A 5,586-nucleotide genomic window follows, 5' to 3' on the forward strand; every position below is an offset into this window, starting at 1 on the left:
TTTATGTTTTAAAAAAACTTATTATATTTAGTACAGTAAAGATTTAAATAATAAGGAATTAAATGAAAGCAAATACAATTAGCCTTTTATTTTTTAAGGATAATCAATGTTAGCATTCTGTGATTTAAAATCTCAATATTTAAAATACAAAAACGAAATAGATGAAAGAATTCAAAATATATTAAATAATACAAGTTTTATCGGTGGTAATGAAGTTGCTTTACTTGAAAGTAATCTAGCAAATTATACAAAAGCAAAATACGCATATTCTTGCTCAAACGGAACTACGGCTTTATATGTAGCATTAAAAGCTTTAGGGATTAAAGAAGGTGATGAGATAATTACAACTCCTTTTACTTTCATTGCAAGTTCTGAAATGATAGCTTTAATTAAAGCTAAACCTGTTTTTGTTGATATAAGCGAAGTAGATTATAACCTTGATATAAGCAAAATTGAAAGCCTAATTACACCTAAGACTAAGGCTATTTTGGCAGTTTCAATTTTTGGTCAAATGCCTGATTTAAATTCCATAAAAAATATATGTAAAAAACATAATTTATACTTGATTGAAGATGCAGCTCAAAGCTTTGGTGCAAAAGATGATTTAGGCAATATCTCTTGTAATATTGCTGATATTAGCACGACAAGTTTTTTCCCTTCAAAACCACTTGGGTGTTATGGAGATGGTGGGGCTATCTTTACAAATAACGATGAATTAGCAAAAAAAGTAAAATTACTTATAAATCACGGAAGCGAAATGAGATATAAACACGAAATAATAGGCTTAAATGCAAGACTTGATAGCATACAAGCTGCAGTTTTAAATGTAAAATTAAAATATTTTGATGAAGAAATTGCTAAAAGAAACGAAATTGCTAACATTTATACAAAAAACCTTAAAAACTGCATTACACCTAAGGTAAAATCAGGATATAAGAGTGTTTGGGCTCAATATAGCGTAAGGGTTAAAAATAGAGATTTAGTAGTAAAAAAACTAAGTGAAAACAATATCCCAACCGCAATTCATTATCCAATAGCACTATATTCGCAACCTTGCTTTAAATATTTAGATTATAAAGCAAGTAATTTTAAAGTATGCGAAAATGTAACAAACGAGATTTTATCTTTGCCATTTTCTGCATTTTTAGATACACTAGACCAAGAAAAAATCATTGAAATTTTTAATAAAGGAGAATAAATGAGAAGATTAGACCAAGTAGGTTCGTTCTTAAGACCAGCTAAATTAAAAGCTGCAAGAAGTGATTATGCAAACGCAAAAATCAGTAAAGACGAATTAAGAGCTATTGAAGATGAGTGCATAAAAGAACTACTCATTGAGTGTGATAAAAACAATGTTTATTATCTAAGTGATGGAGAATTTAGACGCTCTTGGTGGCATTTAGATTTTTATTGGGGATTTAGTGGAATTAGCAAAATTATTAAAGAAAAAGGCTATGTTTTTAAAGGCATAGAAACAAGAGCTGAAGGTATTAAAATAACTAATAAAATAGAGTGTAAAGACCATCCTTTCTTAAAAGATTTTGCAAGTTTAGTAAAAATTGCAAAAGAATTAGGCATTGATACAAATCGCTTAAAATTAACAATTCCTAGCCCATCAATGCTTTTATATATGTTATTTATCCGTGGTGGATTTAATGTAGAATTTGAATACTACGGAAAAGATTATGCAAAATTAAAAGAAGATATTTTAAAAGCCTATGCTGATTTTTATTTAGAATTTGAAAAATTAGGCGGAGTTTATTTACAACTTGATGATGTTAGCTTTGGCTCGTTTTGTGATGAAGATTTTAGAGCAAATCTAATCAAAAACAACTATAACGCCGATGATTGCACTAAGGAATATGTAGAGTATTTAAACAAAAGCCTATCAACTATGCCAAAAACAATCACAAGTGCAATACATATATGTAGGGGTAATTATAGAAGCCATTTTAGTGCTAGTGGTGGATATAGCAAGGTTGCTAGCGAATTATTTGCAAATCTTAATATAAATAAATTCTTTTTAGAATTTGATGATGATAGGTCAGGAGATTTTGAACCATTAAAATATATTAAAAATCAAATAGTAGTAATTGGACTTTTAACTACTAAAACTAAGGAAAATCCAAGTATTCAAACTCTAATTAAAAGAGCAAAAGAAGCAGCTAATTTCTTAGATACAAAACAAATTGAGTTTAGCACCCAATGTGGTTTTAGCTCTACAGAAGAAGGAAATGAAATTGATATGAATACTCAATGGGAAAAAATCGCACTTTTAAATGAATTAAATAATACTTTAGATAAAGAAGGCTTTTAATGAATATAGCATTAATAGGTCTTGGTGTAATGGGTAAAAACCACTACACCGAACTTTGTAAAAAGGATATAAATTTATATTGCTTTGATTTAATTAAGCCTGATTGGATTGATGATAATAAGTATTTTTCTAATTTAGATGAATTATTAAAAAATGATATTGATGGAGCGATAATAGTTGTTCCGACTAAATATCATTATGAAGTATTTTCTAAGATTAAAGATAAAATCAATTTTATTCTAATAGAAAAACCATTATCATTTAGTCTTGATGAAGCTTTAGCTATTAAAAATAGCGGAGTAAATGTAGCAGTTGGCTTTTGCGAGAGATTTAACCCTGTAAGTCTTGAGTTTTTAAAACATATCAAAAACGAAGAAATAAAATATGCAAGTTTTATAAGAGCGTCTAAAAAACCAGCTAGAATTAGTGATGTTGGGGTTGATTTAGACCTTTGTGTGCATGATTTGGATTTAGCAAATTTCTTTGGGATAAAGGCTAGTTTTAAAATAAATCGCACAAATAATCCTTGCACGCAAATTAAGCTAAATTCTAATAATCTTGATATTTTAGCTTCTTGGGAATTTAATAGTAGGATTAGAAAAGCCTTTATAAATACAAATGTATCAAGCTATGAATTAGACTTTTTAAACTCAAAATTAATTAAAGATGAAACTACAATAACACTTCAAGCTCATTCAAGCCTAGCAAAAGAGCAAGATGAGTTTATTAATTATATCAAGACAAATGATTTAGGGCTTTTAGCAAGTGTTGATGATGCTATTTATACTCAAGAAATTCTAAAGAATTTGAATTAAGATATTAAAAATACTGACTTAAAACAAATTAATTAATCAATCCTTTAAAATAATTGCTAGAATAAAGCTTTTATTTAAAGGAGAGTAGATGAACAAGATTTTAGTTTTAGATGGAGTTAGCGATTTAGCTACTAAAATTTTAGAAAAAGATTGCAAAGTAAGTGAATATCCTAAAATTAGCGAAGAAGAATTGCTAAAAATAATTGGTGATTATGATGCAGTTATTTTAAGAAGTGCTACAAAAATTACAGAAAAAGTATTAGAACACGCTCATAGATTAAAAGTAATTGGTAGAGCTGGAGTTGGTGTTGATAATATAGATATAAAAGCAGCTACAAAAAAAGGAATAATAGTAGTAAATGCACCAAATGGTAATACAAACGCAGCTACAGAACATACTTTTGCACTAATGTTAAGCCTTGCTAGAATGATACCTAACGCACATGCTAGCGTAGTAAATGGTATTTGGGATAGAAAAAGCTTTTTAGGACTTGAATTAAAAGATAAAACTTTAGGGGTTTTAGGTTTAGGTAGAATTGGTGCTGGTGTTGCTAGTAGAGCGCAAGCATTTGGTATGAAAGTAATTGCGTATGACCCATATCTTAGCAACGAAAGAGCTATTCATTTACAAGTTAAAAAATGTGAATTAGATGAAGTTTATGCTGAAGCTGATTTTATTACATTACACCTTCCATTAACAGATGAAACAAAAGAAATGATAAATAAAAATAGCATAGCCAAAATGAAAAAAGGTGTAAGAATTATAAATGCAGCAAGGGGTGAATGTATTAATCTTGATGATTTAACAAATGCTTTAAAAAATGGAGATATTGCAGGAGCTGCTCTTGATGTTTTTGCTAATGAGCCATTAGGAAACCACGAGATTACAACTTTAAAAAATGTGGTTTTAACACCGCATTTAGGTGCATCTACAATAGAAGCTCAAGAAGGAGTTGCAGTTGATGTGGCAATTGCTATTAAAGAAGCGTTAAATGGTCAAATGGTTGCTAGTGCTTTAAATGCTGTGCCAGTTAGCCCTGAAATGCTAAATAAAATTAAGCCTTATTTTAATCTAGTAAAAGCATTAGGATTTATTGCGTGTGAAGTTAGCAATTCAGCAATTAAACAAGTTTTCATTGAATATTCAAATGCCTTTAAAGAGCTTGACACTAGAGCTTTAAGCCAAGTAATGTTATGTGGATTATTAAATTCTATATTGCAAGAAAAAGTAAATATGGTTAATGCACCAATTCTAGCTCAAAATAGAGGAATAAGCTTAATTGAGCAAAAAAGTGATGAAGTAAATAATCAAATAAAAGTAAAAATAGTAAGCGAATTAGGTGAGCACGAAATAAGAGGAGCTTTAATGAGCGATAAGAGTGCTTATGTTAGTGGTATTGATGAATATGATATTAAATTTGAACCAAGTGGAGTATTATTGTTAGTGCCACACGATAATGTGCCTGGTATGATAGGACAAATTGGAACTATTTTAGGCGAAGCAGGAATAAATATTTTAAGTATGCAAGTTAGCAAAACAAATACAAGTGGTGAAAACATAATGGCAATTAGCATTAATAAAAAACCATTAAAAACAGATTATAAAAAACTTTGTGAATTAGCTGGAGTTCATGGAGTTAAGATAATTGATTGCAGTGAGATTTGCGATGATTAATCTAATACTACTTAGACACGGGCAAACTAATTGGAATAAAGAAGGTAGATATCAAGGTCAAATTGATACTGATTTAAGTGATTTAGGCAAGGAGCAAGCTAAGAAATTAGCCCTTGCTTTAAAAAATATACAAATTGATTTTTTTATAGCAAGTCCTTTAAAAAGAGCTTATGAAACAGCTTGTGAAAGTGCTAAATTTCACAATAAAGAAGTTTTAAAAGATGAAAGATTATTAGAGATAAATCACGGAACTTGGGAAGGTAGATTATCAAGTGAAATAGAACAAGATTTATTAAAAAAATGGAAGCAAACCCCACATTTAGTAAAAATGCCTAATGGAGAAAGCTTAGAAGATATTTTAAATAGAGTAAAACTTGCAATAAACGATTATATTACAAAATACGATGGAAAAACAATTGCAGTTTTCGCTCACGATGCAGTAAATAAGGTAATCATTTCTCATTTATTAAATGCACCACTTAGCTCATTTTGGAACATTACTCAAGATAATACCTGCATTAATGTCCTTGAAATATCTAATGATTTAGCAAAAATAATAACCTTAAATAACACCAATCATTTAGGATATTTATATTCTAAAGAAATTCAATTAGGTTTATAATGCTTGTTTAAATTCTTATTTTGATTTTTACAAAATAAGAATTTAAAATCATTGCTTTACTTAGTAATTAATCTTTAAAAATTATATAAATTTATATAATATGAAAACCATAAAATACAGCTTCAATTTGCTTTAAAATATTCTTACAAGATATATT

At 28.7% G+C, this 5,586-nt stretch carries 5 protein-coding genes; all 5 read left to right on the forward strand.

What is annotated here, in order from left to right; all coding sequences use genetic code 11:
• Positions 1 to 106 precede the first annotated feature (106 nt).
• The gene (locus KJQ99_RS08510; RefSeq protein WP_214150534.1) at positions 107 to 1,198 is read left to right on the forward strand and encodes a DegT/DnrJ/EryC1/StrS family aminotransferase; all 1,092 of its coding nucleotides are present in this window, start codon (positions 107 to 109) and stop codon (positions 1,196 to 1,198) included.
• A complete protein-coding gene (locus tag KJQ99_RS08515) occupies positions 1,199 to 2,317 on the forward strand; it encodes a 5-methyltetrahydropteroyltriglutamate--homocysteine S-methyltransferase (RefSeq protein WP_214150535.1) in 1,119 nt (372 codons plus the stop codon).
• Positions 2,317 to 3,132, forward strand: coding sequence for a Gfo/Idh/MocA family protein (locus KJQ99_RS08520; protein ID WP_214150536.1), 816 nt, complete (start codon positions 2,317 to 2,319; stop codon positions 3,130 to 3,132). Before KJQ99_RS08515 ends, KJQ99_RS08520 begins: the two co-directional genes overlap by 1 nt.
• An 88-nt stretch (positions 3,133 to 3,220) precedes the next feature.
• Positions 3,221 to 4,807: a phosphoglycerate dehydrogenase gene (gene serA, locus KJQ99_RS08525; protein ID WP_214150537.1), complete on the forward strand. Its 1,587-nt coding sequence runs from the start codon at positions 3,221 to 3,223 to the stop codon at positions 4,805 to 4,807.
• Positions 4,800 to 5,429, forward strand: a complete 630-nt coding sequence (locus tag KJQ99_RS08530) for a histidine phosphatase family protein (protein WP_214150538.1) — start codon at positions 4,800 to 4,802, stop codon at positions 5,427 to 5,429. The genes serA and KJQ99_RS08530 overlap by 8 nt, the downstream gene beginning before the upstream one ends.
• Positions 5,430 to 5,586 lie beyond the last annotated feature (157 nt).

The sequence above is a fragment of the Campylobacter sp. 2018MI13 genome (assembly GCF_018501135.1).
Taxonomy (GTDB): domain Bacteria; phylum Campylobacterota; class Campylobacteria; order Campylobacterales; family Campylobacteraceae; genus Campylobacter_E.